Genomic DNA, 17,336 nt, shown 5'->3' on the forward strand with positions numbered 1-17,336 from the left:
TGAATAAACGTCTGAAAAGACAGAAGAAAAGCCACCCATAAGGGTGGCTTTTTTTGTGCCCGAAACGCGGCACAGGATGCGTATAGGATGCAGATGGGAGTGAAAGCCCAGCGTAGTTTGGGCTGAATCGGGGCTCTTCACGACTACGTGTCAGGCGTGTTGGAGCACGGCGATACGGCTGGCAGCACGATCCTGTGTTACGATCGATCATGGTTTCCGACCCTCTCGATTCCGCATCGACAGGAGCCTCCCGTTGAGTGGCGCGGCTGCATCCTCCGAGACGCTGGCCGGCCTCGTAGAGCGGGTGACGTTCCACAACGCCGAGAACGGCTTCTGCGTCCTGCGGGTGAAGGTGCGGGGGCAGCGCGATCTGGTCACCGTTGTCGGCCATGCCGCAATGATCTCGGCAGGCGAGTTCGTGCAGATGTCGGGGCGCTGGTTCAACGACCACACCCACGGGTTGCAGTTCAAGGCGGAGTTTGCTCAAAGCCAGTCCGCCGACCACGGTTGAGGGGATCGAGCGCTATCTTGGCTCCGGCATGATCCGGGGCATCGGTCCGGTCTACGCGAAGAAGCTGGTGAAAGCGTTCGGCGAGGCGGTGTTCGACCTGATCGAGCAGGAACCTGGACGTCTGCGGGAGGTGACGGGCATCGGCCCCAAGCGGGCCGAACGGATTGTCGGTGGCTGGGCGGACCAGAAAGTGATCCGGGAGATCATGCTGTTCCTGCACAGCAACGGCGTCGGCACCTCGCGGGCGGTGCGTATCTTCAAGACCTACGGTCAGGATGCGGTCCAACTGATCAGCGAGAACCCCTACCGGCTGGCAAAGGACATCCGGGGGATCGGCTTCAAGACCGCCGACCAGATTGCCCGGAAGATGGGGATTGCACCCGACGCAATGATCCGGGTGCGGGCCGGGATCTCCTACGCGCTTGGCGAGGCCATGGATGAGGGGCATTGTGGCCTGCCGGTCGGGGAACTGCTGACCAGCACCGCCGAACTGCTGGAGGTCGCGGCACCCCTGATCGAGACGGCTCTCACGTTGGAGCTGGAGGCGGGCGACGTTATTGCCGACAGCGTGGGCGAGACGGGATGCATCTTCCTGGCGGGTCTCTATCGCGCGGAGCAGAGCATCGCCGAGCGATTGCGTGCCTGTGCCGTCGGCCGTCCGCCCTGGCCCGAGATCGACGTTGAAAAGGCCATGACCTGGGTGGAACGGAAGACCGGGCTTGCGCTCGCGCCCAGCCAGCAGGAAGCAGTGCGTCTTGCCCTGCGCAGCAAGGTGCTGGTGATCACCGGTGGTCCCGGCGTCGGCAAGACCACGCTGGTCAACGCCATCCTCAAGATCGTGACCGCCAAGGGCACGGACGTGCAGCTCTGCGCCCCGACCGGCCGGGCGGCGAAGCGCCTGTCGGAAAGCACCGGACTGGAAGGCAAGACCATCCATCGACTGCTGGAGACGGATCCGGCCAGTGGCACCTTCAAGCGGGATGATACCAACCCGCTGACCTGCGATCTTCTGGTCGTGGACGAGGCCAGCATGGTCGATGTGCTGCTGATGCGCTCCCTGCTGCGCGCCTTGCCCGACAGCGCGGCTCTGCTGATTGTGGGCGACGTGGACCAGTTGCCGTCGGTCGGGCCGGGGCAGGTGCTGGCCGACATCATCGGCTCCGGTGCTGTCCCTGTGGTGCGGCTGACCGAGGTGTTCCGCCAGGCGGCACAGAGCCGGATCATCACCAATGCGCATCGGATCAACGAGGGCAGGATGCCCGAACTGAGCGCGGAAGAGGGATCGGATTTCTACTTCGTGGAGGCGGCCGAGCCCGAGGTCGGGCTGCGCAAGTTGCTGGCCGTGGTGAGGGATCGCATCCCGGCGCGGTTCGGGCTGGACCCGGTTCGCGACGTGCAGGTGCTTTGCCCGATGAACCGGGGTGGCCTTGGGGCGCGGTCGCTGAATATCGAATTGCAGCAGGCGCTGAACCCGCCGGACGAGGTGAAGGTCGAGCGGTTCGGCTGGACCTATGGTCCGGGCGACAAGGTGATGCAGATCGCCAACGATTATGACCGGGATGTCTTCAATGGAGACCTCGGCGTTATCGGCAGGATCGATGTGGAAGAGGGCGAACTGACGGTCTCATTCGATGGACGGGATGTCGTTTATGGCTTCGGCGAGTTGGACGAACTGGTGCTGGCCTACGCCACCACCATTCACAAGAGCCAGGGCTCGGAATACCCGGCGGTGGTGATTCCGCTGGTGACGCAGCATTACGCCATGCTGGCGCGGAACCTGCTCTACACCGGCGTCACACGGGGGCGGAAGCTCGTCGTGCTCGTGGGCCAGAAGAAGGCGCTTGCTATCGCCGTGCGCAATCAGGGTGGCAGGCGACGGTGGTCGAAGCTCAGGGAGTGGCTGGCCGGTAGCGTCGCATGATGGAGTGGTGGGGGTGAAGGGTGTGTCTCCATGTCGGCTTCCGCCTACATTTCAGACACCCAAGCGGATATGACGGTTTCCCGAAAGCCGACATTGTTAGGCGAACCGCGATAGACTGAGTTTGGGACAAAGAACCGCAGCTTGCTATACTGAGCCAACGTACTGCGTTCGCTCAAGCGGCCCTAAGGCTCGATTTTGTTGGCCAGACTCAAGCGGGTGCGCTAATCCGGACACGCATTTTGGGGAATGAGCGAGAAGATGAAGAGGGCCGAGCTGCTGAGGAGTGTGTCGCACTACTTGACGCACCTACGCATGTCCGTTGAGGCGTCAAATTCTTTGAATCTTCAGGACTTGAACGTGCACGCGGAAGCTTTTTTTCGCGATCTTCTCAATTTGACGATGGATTACTGCTTGATCAACGTCAATATTATAGAGAAGAACGCTCGAGCGATAGACCTTGGTGACGAGACTAACCGTATCGCCATTCAGGTTACGTCGACTGCTGATTTTTCGAAGGTGAGACACACTTTTAGCGGTTTTATAGAAAGTAATTTGCAAAGAAAATATGATCGCCTCGTCGTTTTGATCATTGGAGTGAAGAAAAGCTATCGGGTAACGAGCCTCGGTGACCCGGCCGTTTTCTCTATATCGGTTGCCAATGATATATGGGACGTGACCGACCTTCTTAAAATGATCGGCGATCTAGACTTGGGTAAGCTGCAGGCATGTCTGGATTTCCTTCGAAAGGAACTGCGGCTGTCGGAGCCCCGCCAATCGAATGAGGTTCGCACACTTATGCGGCTAATTGAGGTACTGAGCGTTTCGGAGGAGGGCATGCTGGCGGGGGATAATCGAGAAGACCCAGACCCTGAGGGAAAGATCCGTGATCGTTTTGCTGACCACGCGGAATTTCTCCAGAAAGAATATGTGAAACTTTTTGAAATCTACGGACGGGCTCTGAAGGAGGTTGAGGCTCATACTGACTTGGGTCATGTCCGTATCCGTAAACTTCAGGTTTATCTGTGGAATTGGAGCGATCGGGTTCTGAGAGAATTCAAGGGAGATCCGAAGGCAGCGCTGCAGGCATTATGCGATCGTGTAATGGCCATGATGGGGGCAGGGGAGACAGATTTCGACGAAGGCGCTGTGCGCTATTATTTGATTGACCAGCTAATCGCCTGCAATGTTTTTCCTAACAAGGCTGCGGTAAATGCCTAATATCTTCCTGAAGGACGAGGCGTTGGCAAAATCGCCAGCTATCGTAGGTTTCGAAATCGCTCGCTTTATTAAAGCGAGCGGCAAGGATCGCGTGAGCATTTTTGACGTGGTTGAACAATTCAAGCAGAAGCCGTGGTTTTCGCCAAATTCGTTCGTCTACGGGATTACGTTTCTATACGCGGTTGGCTTGATAGAATTTCAAGAGCCTTATCTGGTAGCGTCCAATGCGGATTAAACGGCTTTATACGGATCCGGAGATCATTACAGAGGTCAATTTTGAACCTGGGGTGAATATCATTCTCGGGGAAAGCGATGAAACGAGTTCCAAAAATAATGGCGTCGGGAAGTCTTTGTGCATCGAGTTTCTTAACTTCGCCTTGTTGAAGAGGAAGTCGGAGAGCAGAGTCGCAAAGATCCCCAAAGAAAATCTTGATCCGTCAACGTTCATTTGCGTCGACTTAGTTATCGGCGATGAGACCATCACAATCCGGAGATCGATTGCGGAAGCAGAGCGCCCTCGCATTATCGCTCACGGTCGCGAAACAATTTATGCGAAGATAGAGGATGCCACTGACTATCTGACTGGAATTCTCTTTCGCAGACGCACAGTTCAGATTGGATTTCGGGAAATCCTAGGGCCACTGATCCGGGATGAGCGCTCAGAATTCAAATCGTTGGTTGCGTGCTTCGATACAAAAGCCCGTATACCAGACAACTACTCGCCACACCTAATGCTGCTAGGTATCGATTTGACGATATATCGCGGCATCAAGGAGATCCAGCGCGAGCTCGAGCAAATCACTGCCGAGGAACAAAGAATCAAAGATAGCGTCAAACTTATTCGTCAAAAGAGCTTTGGCGATGCGCGATCTGATCTGAATGCGTTGGACGAGGAAGTGGAGAAAATCCGCGAGGGTATCGACTCGCTGGAGAATATACCTGCGTATGACATCGTCAAAGATGACATCCTTAGGATCGAGGATCAGATGGATGATCTCCGACTGCGGAAGGAGGTGCTTGTCCGACGCATAGCGAGCTTAGCACCCATTGCGGTCGAACCTGAAATACCCACGGATGAAATTCAAGATTTCTACGATCAGCTCAAAGCCGGTCTAGGCACCAACATTGTCCGCGAGTTGCGAGAAGTGCTCACGTTCAAGGCCAAGATCGAGCAATTTCAACGGCACCTTTTAGAAGAAAAAACCAGAGTCCTTGATGTCGAGCTTCGCGAGATCAACAAGCAATTATCGCAGCTTGATCGCCAATATGCCAAACTCTTAGGTGTACTGAATCAGGATGGCGAACTAAGGAACCTTCGTCAGACCTATGCGTCATTTCAAGCGAAGAGTGATGAACTCGGTCAACTTAAGAGCTTCTTTGGTCGTTACGATCAACTAATCATCGACCGCCAAACGAAAAAGAGCGAGATCGAGGCAGAGCGCCTACTCCTGCAGGCCAGTGTATCTACAGCAGCGGAAGGGCTACGATCATTCGAGAAGACGATCCTCTCTATCCACCAGTTCATTCAGGGGAGCAAAAAAGCGTCTTTCGAGGTTCGGGTTACTAACAAGAAACAAGTTGTTGAGATCGTACTGCGGATCGACGATGATGGGAGCCACAGCGTCGAGCGGGAGAAGGTTTTTATCTACGACATAGCTCTGATGTTGAATGATTACACGCGCGCTCGTCATCCCGGCCTGCTTGTTCATGACAACATCTTCGATGTCGATGATGACACACTGCGGCGCAGTCTGGAATACGTTCTTACTCGGGCGCCTTGGGACGATGAGCAGCAGTACATTCTCACGCTTAATGTCGACCGTCTCGATCATTGTCGTGACGAGCCTTGGTTCTACGAGCTAGAACAGAGCGTGGTGGCGACATTCACAAAAAGCCAGCGTTTCTTGAAATCCCATTATCAAGAGTTGGGTTGAGTGCGTGAGGCTATAGGTCCGAAAGCGGGGCGCACAGCCGTGTCTGGCTGCTCGATTGCATTTATAACGACCGGTTCCGCCCTCATATACGATATAGGGCGCGGCGGTGTATATTCCCGATAGCAGACATGATTAGTACATAAGTCTTCCGTCGTGTTGAAATAAAAAACAACCTAAGGATTGTCCATGTTATTATGAATAATAAGACAAACATACAAATGGTATGCTGATATTTAATTTGATTTTGTTTCTGGTAACGTAACCGGGTCCCTGAAGTCATGGTCGACCGGTTTGAAAAGGAATATTGTCGTGGGCGGGAATGTTATATTCATTGTGGATACGAATTTATTCCACGAGTGCCAAAGTCTCAGTGCTGAAGATTTTCCTTGGGGCGAGATTGGTGACTTTAATACCATTGAACTCATTGTTACCGACCCCGTCTTGAGCGAACTTGATCGTCAAAAAAAAGATCCGCGTCCCCGTATTAAGAGGCGGGCGGTCGAAGCAATAGCTTGGGTCCGGGCAATGCTGCAATCTAGCGCCGATGAACATGTCTTTCGCCAAAATACTCCACGTGTGATGATGCGTGTGTCGGCACAGACACCATCTCTTAGTCATCCGAACGTGCTCGACCTAGCCGTGGATGATGACAGAATTGTCGGAGTGGCGCTCGCTTTGACGCGAGAAAATCCGGGGAAGGATATCCGCATATTAAGTGATGATACGAGACCAATTGCAAAATCGAAAGCCCTGAGTATTCCTTTTAACTTTATTCCGTCATCTTGGAAACGCCAGGCCGAAGTCGACGATCAGCAAAAAGAAATTAATCGATTACAAGCAGAGATCAATGCTTTACAGGCGACACATCCTGTTATTTCGTTGCACGCGGATGGCGTGATTAATCGTAGAATTACTCTTTCACGCACAGCTTTCCGTCCTCCATCGCGCGAGGAAATCAATTTGTTACGCGATGCCTTACGCGACAGAGTGACATTAGATAAAATCGCTGAAGCGTTTCCGGTTTACCGCAAAGGCCGGGGGTTCGACTTTGTTAGCGCTCAAAAAGACATGATTTTTATTCCTCCGACCGAACGTGATCTTGAGGAATATAAATCTATAACTTACCCGAAATGGATAGAAAATGTTTTAAAATATCTTATTGATCTTCCTAAAACTATGAATAAATGTAGCCATCCCGATAAAATAACCATAAACTTAGGTAATGTAGGGTATCGACCTGCGGAAAACGTGCGTATTCGATTTGTCGCCCGCGGATCTTTTGAGCTAGCTCCTGCTCGTAATGACGAATATATTCCAACTTTCCCGGAGCTTCCGTCCGTTCCAAAGCCTCCTCGTGGCCATTGGTTGCAAAACGGTAACCCGGTTGCAGAGTTTAAAGGGTACGTAAACAGCCCTTTTGAAATAGATCTATTTAAATCACATCTCTATACAAACATTAAATCGCAGGAGAATGCCGAAGATTGGTACTTTGAACCCAGTGAACCTGATCAACCTGTTAAAAATTTCGAACTAGTATGCCAGCGTTTCAGACATGGTAGCACTCAGGAACAATTTGATTTGTTTATATTTTGTGACTCTGATGAAGCTATATTAACTGGCGCACTGGAAGTTGAAGTTAGTGCTTCCAACCTTGGCCGTTCGGTCACCGAGACCTTTCCCATAACGCTTCAAACAACCTTCTCGTCGCCTCTGGCTGTTTTGGAGGATTTTTTAGAACAACAGGATTTTATAAAAGTTAAAGAAAAGGTATAAAATTTCCGATTAATGATTTATTTAAATTAAATAATTAGAGGTGACGGGGTTTAGACTCTTTTCATACTTATTTTATTATAGATATCCCCGATATAAATCTGGAGGGTTCGAAAAACCCCCTTTTTAGGCTCGAAGTGGAATCATAACCCGTTGATATCGCTGCGGGCACAAAACCTGAAATGAGGGTTTTTCGAACCCTCCATCTGCCTGCCAGCTGCGAGTGCCAAGCAGGTATCACTAATGGAAATTATTTTTCTTTGTAATACTGTTTTATATGCTCGAACCTACGAGTTTTCTTCGCTCGAGGTTTGGCGCGGCGGTAGTTCGATCCAGCACTCTCGACCTGCCCATCTCCAAACATCGCATAAAAGCCCGTTTGGGCTGCGCTCGAGCATATAACCTTCCGAGCGAGACGCATTGAACACTTTGAGCACTTCTGAATCTAAATCCTGCGCGGCCAAAGCTCTGCTTCCGACATGAAAGCCGACATGGGGGGCTATGATGTAGGGTTCATCCATTGTACCCGAACCTGTATAATCTTTTCCTGCAACAAGCTTGCAGCTATCCCATCCCCAGGACCAACGCGAGTTGCCCACGGCAGAAGCGATCGGATCAAGCTCGGCACCATGTCGCAATCGCATTGCCTGCATAGCAGCCATCGCCGCTGTTTGACTTTCCTCCACGATCAGCTTATCCAATATAAGCAAGCCCTGTGCGCGAGCCCCCTGAATAATATCATCTAGGTCATTCGCGATTGTACTGTTTCGATAAGCACGCCCATGCATAACAGCTGAACCGAAATCGTACTGTGTTAGCCAGAAATCGTCGTCGGAAAATGCTTTGTTAACAACGGTAGAAAGCGATATCCGCGCACGGGGACGACCAGTGACCGGATCCAACGGCCACGACCTGGCTGCGCTGCTTTGTGCAGCACCCGTCGTTAGAAAATCGGCCAAGGCGCGGGCCAATTTATCCGCCACTTTGGATAGGTGTGGTCCGGCTACGGCGTCCCGCGCCATAATATCCATGGTCTCAGATAAGACCTTCGGAAGCCACAACATGACTGCGTGATTTTCGATCATTCCGCGTGCAGCAAGCCAGATGCCCATCGGATTGCCCTTAATGAGCTGTCTTATAACCTGAGTTCGGAACGCACACTGCTTTAGGCCAGCAGCAGTGATCGCAAGTTCGAGGGATGCGAGATTGAAAGCCAACCAGCCACTCTCATCAGACCGTTTAGGCATGCCCGCTGGGAACCTATCATTGAGTACTTGCTCTGATCGGCGGGCCACTGCCATCGATAGAACATCTGTTGAACTGGCACCTGCCCAGATGCGGAAACCTTGGATTCCGCCTGTCATATCCGGCTCACGCGGCAAGTCGGAGAGAAGTTCGGTGAGCATGGGATCGGACAGATCGCACACAAAGGATTCGTGACGAAGGCTCTCGAGCAACTCTTTCGTTTTAATAGGGTTAACGGGGGAAATGGTATTGAGCGCATGCATTGCGTCCGCAAGGCCGCAATGCTCGAACTGATCCAGTAAACCTTTGCAATCTAATATGCTCTCAGAGAAAGATGCAGCTGGCGCTGCAATACATGTGTGCCGAAGGGCATAGAAACTCTCGTACATGGCAGCCGTCGCCTCCAGAATCACATGCGCAGCTTCCTGCCCTTCCGGATAAAGAGCGGCAATGTGACTACCATAATTAGGGTGGACGTAAGTATTGAGAGCGCGCTTGGCCTTTAGTGCACGATCTCCGAGCAAGTCGAATGGTGATTCTGGAAAATCATTACCGGAAAGAATGCTCTCTCTGCTAAATTTACCCATCATCAATTGCGTCGCCAGCATGAAATACTTGATGCGAATACTGTCCGCCTCGTTAACTGAGACCGCTAACGTGCGCACCTCACACTGATCAAGATCAAGAGCGTGCAGCCAACTGAGTTCTTCAAGCATAGTCCGGAGCACGGAGGCTGTGAAAAGAAGATCTCCTGTCTGCATGCCATCCTGCAGGGCCGCCTCCAAAAGTAACCAACGCTTCCAGCCGCACCCCGACGCGTAGGTTTTGACGTTTGCCCAAATTATTTCTGCGATCTGCGAACGTTTATCGATTTCGGCAGGCGGCGTGCCATTTGCCCAGTTTCGACTGGCGAGGGCAACCAACGGCATCTCCTCACTGGCGGCTCGCCCCTCGTTCTGAACCGGGGCCGACTGAAGGCGCTGGTTCACATATTCAGTTATCTCCTGCGCGAGTTCATCCGTGCCAGATTCCGAAAGCCACGCAGGCATCCATTGTGGGAACAGATTGCTATTGATCATCATCGTAGCCTTTATTCACAGGATCTCCGCGCTTTTGGTATTAGGAGTGATCTGGACGCGAGAGCATTCAAAAAATCTATCACTGCCACAGTTCGGTGATCAGGTGAACGGCAGCTGTTTCGGCGTGGCTTCCCGAAACCTGCCAGTCCGCACTCCCCCCCATTGCCGACATTTTTCTGCCGGGAAAGGGAAGAGTGTGCTGGCTCGGGTATAGCCTTTAGAGTCAGAGGGCTGCGCGGATTTTCGTGACGGGTTGAGAGGGTGGGAGAGAGGCTCCTGTCCGCCCGTCATGGAGTTTTCCGCCATGGCGACCGCTATTCCCAAAATCACCCTGAGTTCGTCCCGCGATATCCCGTTCAACCGGCTGGTGCTGTCCCAGTCCAACGTGCGGCGTGTGAAGTCCGGCCTGTCGATTGAGGAACTGGCCCGCGACATCGAGCGCCGGGGTCTGCTGCAGAGCCTGAATGTCCGCCCCATCCTTGATGATGCTGGTGTCGAAACCGGTAGTTATGAAGTGCCAGCCGGTGGGCGACGTTTTCGCGCCCTTGAACTGCTGGTGAAGCAGAAGAAACTGGCGAAGACCGCCCCGGTGCCCTGCGTCGTGCGCGAGGCCGGATCGGCCATTCTTGCCGAGGAAGATTCCCTGGCCGAGAACGTGCAGCGGGTGGCCCTGCATCCGCTGGACCAGTTTCGGGCCTTTCGCGACATGCTGGAGAAAGGCATGTCCGAGGAAGAAATCGCTGCCGCGTTCTTTGTCGCACCGGCCGTGGTCAAACAGCGCCTGCGGCTGATGACGGTGTCCGACAAACTGCTCGATATCTACGAACAGGATGGCATGAAGCTGGAACAGCTGATGGCCTTTTCCATCAGCGATGATCATGCCCGCCAGGAACAGGTCTGGGACATCGTGTCCCAGAGCCATAACCGCGAACCCTACGTCATCCGTCGCATGCTGACGGAAAAGACCGTGCGGGCTTCGGACGCGCGCGCCCGTTTTGTGGGGCTGGATGCTTATCTCGCGGCCGGTGGTCCTATCATGCGCGACCTGTTCGAGGCCGATGACGGCGGCTGGCTGCAGGATCCGGCTATTCTGGACCGGCTGGTCACGGAAAAGCTGCACGCAGCCGCAGAAGATATCCGCGCCGAGGGCTGGAAATGGGTCGAGACGGCCCTGTCATTCCCATGGGGGCATACCCGGCAGTTCGCTGAGATCGACGGCACGGAAATGCCCCTGACCGATGAAGAGACGGCCCGTCTCGAAGCCCTGCGCGCCGAGCAGGAAACCATCGAGGCTGAATACGCTCAGGCCGATGAATATCCCGATGAGGTCGATGCACGGCTGGGCGAGATCGAGCAGGCCATTCTTGCCCTGGAAGAACGGCCTCTGGCGTTCGACCCTGCTGACGTGGTGCGGGCCGGCGCGTTCGTCAGCCTTGCCAGCGATGGCACGCTGCAGGTGGAGCGGGGGTTCGTATTACCAGAGGACATGCCAGCTGAGCCGGACGAGACCGATGATGCGGACAACGCCGATCAATACGATCGCCCTGCATATGATGGGCAGGACCACGATAGCACAGGCCGTGGTTATCAGGAGGGAGAGGGCGACAACATCGTTCCCGACGTGGAACCCGAGGAAGAAGACGGCATCAAACCGCTGCCTGACCGGTTACTCACCGAACTGACGGCCTGGCGCACGCTGGCCCTGCGGGATGCCTTTGCCAGCAACCCGCACATTGCCCTGACCGAACTGCTGCACACGCTGGTGCGTGATGTTTACTGGCAGACACCGGGTGCGGACTGCCTGGAAGCCTATGTCCGCGAAATCTCCCTGCCGGTCCATTCGCCCGACATGCCGGGCAGCGTGCCAGCCCACGCGCTGCGCCAGCGCAACGAAGGCTGGAAGCACGATCTGCCCGATGACGAGGATGCGCTGTGGCGCTGGATCGACGGGCTGGACGACGCCAGTCGCATGGCATTACTGGCCCATTGCCTGTCCTTCGGGGTCAACGCACTCTACGAGCGCATGCCCGCCTATGGCGCGGTGTCCCAGCGCAGCGTGACCGAACGCCTTAAACGGGCCGATCGACTGGCGTCGGCCCTCAGCCTCGATCTGGTCGAGGCAGGCTGGCAGCCCACGGTCGAGAACTATCTCGGCCGGGTGACCAAGGCCCATATCCTGCAGGCCGTGCAGGAAGCGCGCGGCGATGAGGCGGCCGAGCGCATCGCCCACCTGAAGAAGCCTGACATGGCCCGCGAGGCCGAGTGGTTGCTTGATGGTTCGGGCTGGCTGCCCGAGGCGCTGCGGACCGCGGGGCTGGTACATCAGGCACAGGTTGAAACAGTGACGGCAGGCGAGGATATGGAGGCCATCGCTGCCGAATAACCCTTATGAGGTCAGGAACTTTGAGACAGCGGCTTCCGGTGCCCGGAAGCCGCTTTTTTCATGTCCGACCCCCCGGAAAGAGGGAGAGGTCGGCTTCGCCTTTGGTGCCGAATAACCGGCATCAGAGGAGAGTTTTCCATGACCACGACCACCATCCTGCCCCCTGCGTCCCGTGGCGCCGCGTCCGGCGGCTTCTGGATTGATCCCTCCCGTGGCGAGCGCAATGCCCGCGTCTCGTCCGAATGGTTCTCGCGTCCGGATGATGAGCGCTACCTGTCTCTGTCCGACCTGCATGCCGCGACCCTGGCGCGGGCGGATCGGGCCACCGCTCGCACGGTGGAAAGCCGCGCCATCCGCGTCGAGGCGTCCCGCGACAATGCCGAGCGCCTGACTTTGACCGTGCCGGGGCAGAATGACCCGATCGCGCCCACACACTGGTCCTTTGGCCAGATGTGCAGCCTGGTCGGCGCGCCATCCTCGTATCTTCGAAACCTTCCGGCTCCGCTGGCGGCGATCAACCTGCAGCATGGGCTGCTGTCACACCGCGCCGAACTGGTCAAAACGCTGGAGACGGAAGACGGGCGCGTGGAACTGCGCGCCGTCACGGGGCCGGATTACGGCCGCATCTGGGACCATGAGCTGGTCGGCGCCGTGCGGAAGATCGCTGGCGATGGCACTGGCGATACCAACTGGAAGGTGCCCGGTGTCATCGACTGGGCCACCATGACCCATAACCCCTATGTCGATATCACCAAGGAAACCACGACGCTCTACGCGTCAGACAGGGACGTTTTTTTATTCCTCGTGGATGATACGCATCCGATTGAGGCGGGACGCCTGCCCAATGGCGATCCCGATCTCTATTTTCGGGGTTTCTACGCCTGGAATTCGGAAGTCGGCAGTAAAAGTCTCGGTATTGCGTCGTTTTACCTGCGCGGAGTGTGTCAAAACCGCCTTTTGTGGGGCATCGAAAATTTCGAACAGATCACGATCCGGCACAGCAAGTTTGCTGCTTCCCGTTTCGTGCATCAGGTCACACCGGCGCTCCGGAATTTCGCCACGGCCAGCCCGGCGTCGTTCGTCTCTGGCATTCAGGCCTCGCGCAAGGCGCTGGTGGCCAGAACCGATGACGATCGGGAAAGTTTCCTGCGTCGTCGCGGGTTCTCGAAACCGGAAACCACCAGGATCATTGAAACCGTGTTGAACGAGGAGGGACGCAAGCCCGAGAGCGTGTTCGATTTCGTGCAGGGGATCACGGCGCTGGCGCGAACGAAGACCAACCAGGACACGCGGCTGGATCTGGAGGAGAAGGCCCGCAGGCTGATGGAGCGTGCTTCCTGAAAGACGACTGCACGCTTTTCCGTAAAGACGTTTTTACGAGCCCGGCCACTGTGCCGGGCTTTTTCGTTTCGGGAGTTCTTCCGATGGCTGATTTCTTCACGCATTTTTCCTGCGTGCTTGATGTGGGCACAGTGGACAATGCCGCAAAGGCGCTCGACCTCTACAATGAATTCATGGACGAACTGGCGGCGGAAGATCCGCCATCTGACGGTTTTATTCTGTCGATCGTGCCGGAATATGGGGGCACGAAACTCTGGATGCACGATGAGGTGACCGGCGATCCGCATCAGGTCGTGGAATTCGTGCTACGCTGTGCGCGAACATTCCGGTTGCGGGGCCGATGGGGATTCCAGTGGGCCAATACGGCCTCGCGTCCCCGGATCGGGGCCTTCAGCGGTGGCGCGCATCTGCTTGACCTTGGCCGGCGCAGGACGATTTCATGGATGACCACCGATCGCTGGCTGGCGATCGCCCTGGACGGAGGCGATCCCGACACAGGAGGGCAGGGCGATGACCTTGCATAATGCGGGCGATCTCGCGCGTCGTCTGGCGGAAAACGCAGAGGCGGTGTGCCGTCATTACCTGTCGGCCGGGCGGCGGCATGGTAATTACTGGCTGGTCGGCGACGTGCGCAATACACCCGGACGGTCGCTCTATGTCCGCCTGCATGGTCCCTCGGAAGGGCGGGGCGCGGCTGGTCGCTGGACCGATGCCAGCACGGGTGAATTCGGCGATCTGCTCGATCTGATCCGTGAAGCCCTTGGTCTCGCCGATTTTCGTGATGTCGCCGACGAGGCGCGCAGCTTTTTGGCGTTACCGCATCCCGAACCTGACCGGGCGGGGGATTGCCTGCGGACGGTCCCATCGCGGCGAGCAGAGACGGGCGGCACAAGTACGGACGCTGCACGCCGTCTGTGGGATGCCAGCCGACCTCTGTCGGGCATTGCAGACGTCTATCTGCGAAGCCGCGATCTGGCCAATCGCTCAGGGCTGGCCGCGTTGCGTTTCCACCTCGACTGCTATTATCGCGCCGATGCCGACAGCCCGACCGAGACCTGGCCCGCGCTGATTGCAGCCGTGACCGACCTTGCTGGCAGCGTTACCGGCGTCCATCGCACCTGGCTGGCGCGGGACGGAAAGGGCAAGGCACCCGTCGCCATGCCCCGTCGGGCGATGGGTGACCTGCTCGGCCATGCCGTGCGTTTTGGCGCAGCCTCTGACGTTCTGGCGGCAGGCGAGGGGATCGAGACGGTGCTGTCGCTCCATGAGGTCATGCCCGATCTGCCTCTGGCCGCCTGCCTGTCCTCGGCGCATCTCGCCGCCATGGTGTTTCCACCTGCGCTGCGCCGCCTCTACGTGCTGCGCGATGACGACCCGGCCGGAGACCATGCGGTGGCGACCCTGCAGGACCGGACGCAGGAGGCCGGGATCGAGTGCCTCGTGCTGTCACCGCGTCTGGCGGATTTCAACGATGATCTCCGCTACCTCGGGCGTGGGGCGATGCGGGCGATCCTGCATCCCCAGCTTGCCCCGCAGGACGTGGCGCGGTTCCTGCATCCGGTCACGCACTGAGGCGGGCCGGAAAGGGGGGGTAAGGGTCAGCTTCTTTCCGGTGTGGTGCGGGGTTGTCCTGTATCCGGATGAGGCGCGCCCGCAGCCTTTCTGGAAGGGGAGCGGGCGTCAGCCAGACCGGGCCTGCAATGGCGGAGACGGCTATTTTCCGCCGCGCGTGCCGCGCTTTGCATCGCGAAGCAAAATAGCCGTCTCCCTGCCATCCTCCGCTGCGCTGCGGCCGCGCGTTGCGCGGTTCCGGCCCGGCCCTCGTCTGCCGCTATCCGCCCCCGGAAAGGCCGCGAGGGGCGCGGCCAGAACCGGAGGACAGACCCATGACCCGCACACAGGACGATTTCGAACCCGCGCACGCCACATCTTCCGCCGCCCACGTGCTGGCGGAACTCCAGCTTTACGGCCACCGTCCTTTCGAGGACGAGCCGGACCCGAGGCCTCTGCCCGACGCCAGCCAGATCGAGGGCGCGGTCGCTGACATCTTCGATGCCCTGTCCGCCACGTTGACCGACACGCGGCTGGAACCCGATCTCGAACCGCTGCTCTGGTCCACGGTCAATGTCTTTCACCGCATGGTCGGGCAGGTGGAGCGTGATCTTGACCGCAACGAGGTGGCGCAGAAACGCAGCCAGCAGGAACAGGATGGCAGCGAGATCCGCTCCGTGGAACTGGAACGCCTCATTGCCGAGGGGTTGACCCTGCTGGAACGACGCAACGCCTGCGAGATCTTTCGCGACCTGGCCTGCGACCAGTTCGAACGCCTGACGATGTCGCCCTGGCGGCCACGTTCCGGCTCGCTGGTCAGCCGCAGCACCCTGACGGCCTCCATGATCGACAGCCGTGATTTCCTCAACGCGCGCCGCAAGGCCGAGACCGACCTGCTGGTGCCGACCGGCCCCAAGATCGCGGTCACCGGCGGGCTCGACTACGAGGACCATCACCTGATCTGGAACCGTCTGGACAAGGTGCGTGAGAAGCATCCCGATATGGTGCTGCTGCACGGCGGCTCACCCAAGGGGGCGGAATTCATCGCCTCCCGCTGGGCCGATCATCGCGAAATTCCACAGATCGCCTTCAAGCCAGACTGGAACCGGCATGGCAAGGCGGCCCCGTTCCGGCGCAACGACGCCCTGCTGAAAGTCCTGCCCATCGGGGTCATGGTGTTCCCAGGTTCCGGTATTCAGGACAATCTGGCCGACAAGGCCAAACAGATGGGCATTCCCGTGTGGAAGTTCCAGAAAGGGGGTGGCGCGTGAGCGCCATTCCCATGACTGTTTCATGGAGGCGGCCATGACACATGGTGCCTGACGCCTGAGCCGCAATGACGTCGGGCTCCCCAGACCCTGCGCGTCTGGTGGCGGGAAGCACGTTCGCCTGTCACCCGGAAGGCCCCGCCCGGAGAACCGGCGGGACGGAGTTCGATGGCAGCCCCGTGCGCCTGCGGGGACGGTCCATGGATGAAAAGCCCATGGCATCCCCATCGGCGAAAGGGCCGGGACGGCAGGCAGCGAACGAGGGATCATCCGGCCCGCTTTGACGGGATGCGCCTATGCCGGGAGCGGGGTCATGTGACGCAGCACGACGCAACCCTGCCCATGAGCGAGGAAAGGGGGCGTAAAGTCAGGGGCGGTGAAAACGACCACCGGACGGAGCCAGTTTCCCACAGTGGCAGGGTGACAGTTTCGCGCCAGATCGCATCGTCCCACTCTTATGGACCGGTCATACCGACATCGTATCACCTTGGGGCTGTCGGGTCCGCACACCATGGCCTCTGTCGGATGGCTGATCTAGCCGAAGACCGGCTGCGCCTCGATCGGCTGGCCGCAACGGCGGTCCGGAACTTTCTTCCCCTGACGGCTGCGCCGTCATTCCTCGCGAACAAGAAAGTTCCGGCCCTGCCGTCCTCCGCTGCGCTGCGGCCCTGAAGGGTGCTCTGCCGCTCGCCTCCGGCTGGTCGATCGCCATCGAGGCCACGGTGGTCGCGGCCCGATAACAGCATGGAGATACGACAATGGCTAACATCGGTTCCTTCAAGAAGGTGGGCGAAGGCTTCGAAGGCGAAATCGTCACCCTGGCCCTGCAGGCCCGCAACGTCCGCCTGGTGGCCGAGACCAACCGTCCCAACGACAACGCCCCCAACTACCGCGTCTATCTGGGCAGGATTGATTATGTGGAGTCCGGGATTATGCGGAGCGGGTGATCCGGGATGGTGGTTTTTTGCGGGTTTGGACTGGTTTCTGCTCCGCATAATATCGGGGTGGTGAGAGACCGGCGCCCCGCGTTGGACGGGGCGCCGGGAGGTGGTCAGCGCGACCAGATGAGCTTGTGCTCGCCGTTGTCGCCCTGCACGAGGCTCGCGTAGACCGGC

General features: G+C 57.4%; 12 protein-coding genes and 2 pseudogenes. 13 read left to right on the forward strand and 1 reads right to left on the reverse strand.

What is annotated here, in order from left to right; translation table 11 throughout:
• The first annotated feature begins 253 nt into the window (after positions 1–253).
• The 5 genes and pseudogenes from recD2 to HNO79_RS15755 all read left to right on the forward strand — a co-directional run bounded on the left by recD2 (position 254) and on the right by HNO79_RS15755 (position 7,357).
• Positions 254–2,432, forward strand: a pseudogene (gene recD2 / locus HNO79_RS15735) (SF1B family DNA helicase RecD2).
• 246 nt (positions 2,433–2,678) lie between these two features.
• Entirely contained in the window at positions 2,679–3,650 is a 972-nt protein-coding gene (locus HNO79_RS15740) for an SMEK domain-containing protein (protein ID WP_214165878.1), read from the forward strand.
• Positions 3,643–3,885, forward strand: a complete 243-nt coding sequence (locus tag HNO79_RS15745; RefSeq protein ID WP_214165879.1) for a hypothetical protein — start codon at positions 3,643–3,645, stop codon at positions 3,883–3,885. Before HNO79_RS15740 ends, HNO79_RS15745 begins: the two co-directional genes overlap by 8 nt.
• Positions 3,875–5,584: a DUF2326 domain-containing protein gene (locus HNO79_RS15750; RefSeq protein ID WP_214165880.1), complete on the forward strand. Its 1,710-nt coding sequence runs from the start codon at positions 3,875–3,877 to the stop codon at positions 5,582–5,584. The genes HNO79_RS15745 and HNO79_RS15750 overlap by 11 nt, the downstream gene beginning before the upstream one ends.
• 309 nt (positions 5,585–5,893) lie before the next feature.
• The gene (locus HNO79_RS15755; RefSeq protein ID WP_214165881.1) at positions 5,894–7,357 is read left to right on the forward strand and encodes a PIN domain-containing protein; all 1,464 of its coding nucleotides are present in this window, start codon (positions 5,894–5,896) and stop codon (positions 7,355–7,357) included.
• 284 nt (positions 7,358–7,641) lie between these two features.
• Here the strand turns inward: HNO79_RS15755 and HNO79_RS15760 are convergent, their stop codons facing one another.
• A complete protein-coding gene (locus HNO79_RS15760; RefSeq protein ID WP_214165882.1) occupies positions 7,642–9,681 on the reverse strand; it encodes a hypothetical protein in 2,040 nt (679 codons plus the stop codon).
• 301 nt (positions 9,682–9,982) lie between these two features.
• Between HNO79_RS15760 and HNO79_RS15765 the strand changes: the two genes are divergently transcribed.
• From HNO79_RS15765 to HNO79_RS15800, 8 genes and pseudogenes are all read left to right on the forward strand, one after another.
• Positions 9,983–12,061, forward strand: coding sequence for a ParB/RepB/Spo0J family partition protein (locus tag HNO79_RS15765; protein ID WP_214165883.1), 2,079 nt, complete (start codon positions 9,983–9,985; stop codon positions 12,059–12,061).
• Positions 12,062–12,199: 138 nt separating this feature from the next.
• Positions 12,200–13,402: a DUF932 domain-containing protein gene (locus HNO79_RS15770; protein ID WP_214165884.1), complete on the forward strand. Its 1,203-nt coding sequence runs from the start codon at positions 12,200–12,202 to the stop codon at positions 13,400–13,402.
• Positions 13,403–13,485: 83 nt separating this feature from the next.
• Entirely contained in the window at positions 13,486–13,926 is a 441-nt protein-coding gene (locus HNO79_RS15775; protein ID WP_153469102.1) for a hypothetical protein, read from the forward strand.
• Positions 13,913–14,974: a DUF7146 domain-containing protein gene (locus HNO79_RS15780; protein WP_214165885.1), complete on the forward strand. Its 1,062-nt coding sequence runs from the start codon at positions 13,913–13,915 to the stop codon at positions 14,972–14,974. Before HNO79_RS15775 ends, HNO79_RS15780 begins: the two co-directional genes overlap by 14 nt.
• 314 nt (positions 14,975–15,288) lie before the next feature.
• On the forward strand, positions 15,289–16,224 hold the full coding sequence (locus tag HNO79_RS15785) for a DUF2493 domain-containing protein (protein WP_214165886.1): 936 nt from the start codon (positions 15,289–15,291) through the stop codon (positions 16,222–16,224).
• Between the two features lie 65 nt (positions 16,225–16,289).
• Positions 16,290–16,505: a hypothetical protein gene (locus HNO79_RS15790; RefSeq protein ID WP_214165887.1), complete on the forward strand. Its 216-nt coding sequence runs from the start codon at positions 16,290–16,292 to the stop codon at positions 16,503–16,505.
• Positions 16,506–16,746: 241 nt separating this feature from the next.
• Entirely contained in the window at positions 16,747–16,893 is a 147-nt protein-coding gene (locus HNO79_RS15795) for a hypothetical protein (protein WP_244987584.1), read from the forward strand.
• Between the two features lie 86 nt (positions 16,894–16,979).
• Positions 16,980–17,162 (forward strand): annotated as a pseudogene (locus HNO79_RS15800) (DUF736 family protein); the annotation flags it as partial.
• Positions 17,163–17,336 lie beyond the last annotated feature (174 nt).

The organism is Komagataeibacter oboediens, from assembly GCF_018491655.1.
Classification (GTDB): Bacteria; Pseudomonadota; Alphaproteobacteria; order Acetobacterales; family Acetobacteraceae; genus Komagataeibacter; species Komagataeibacter oboediens.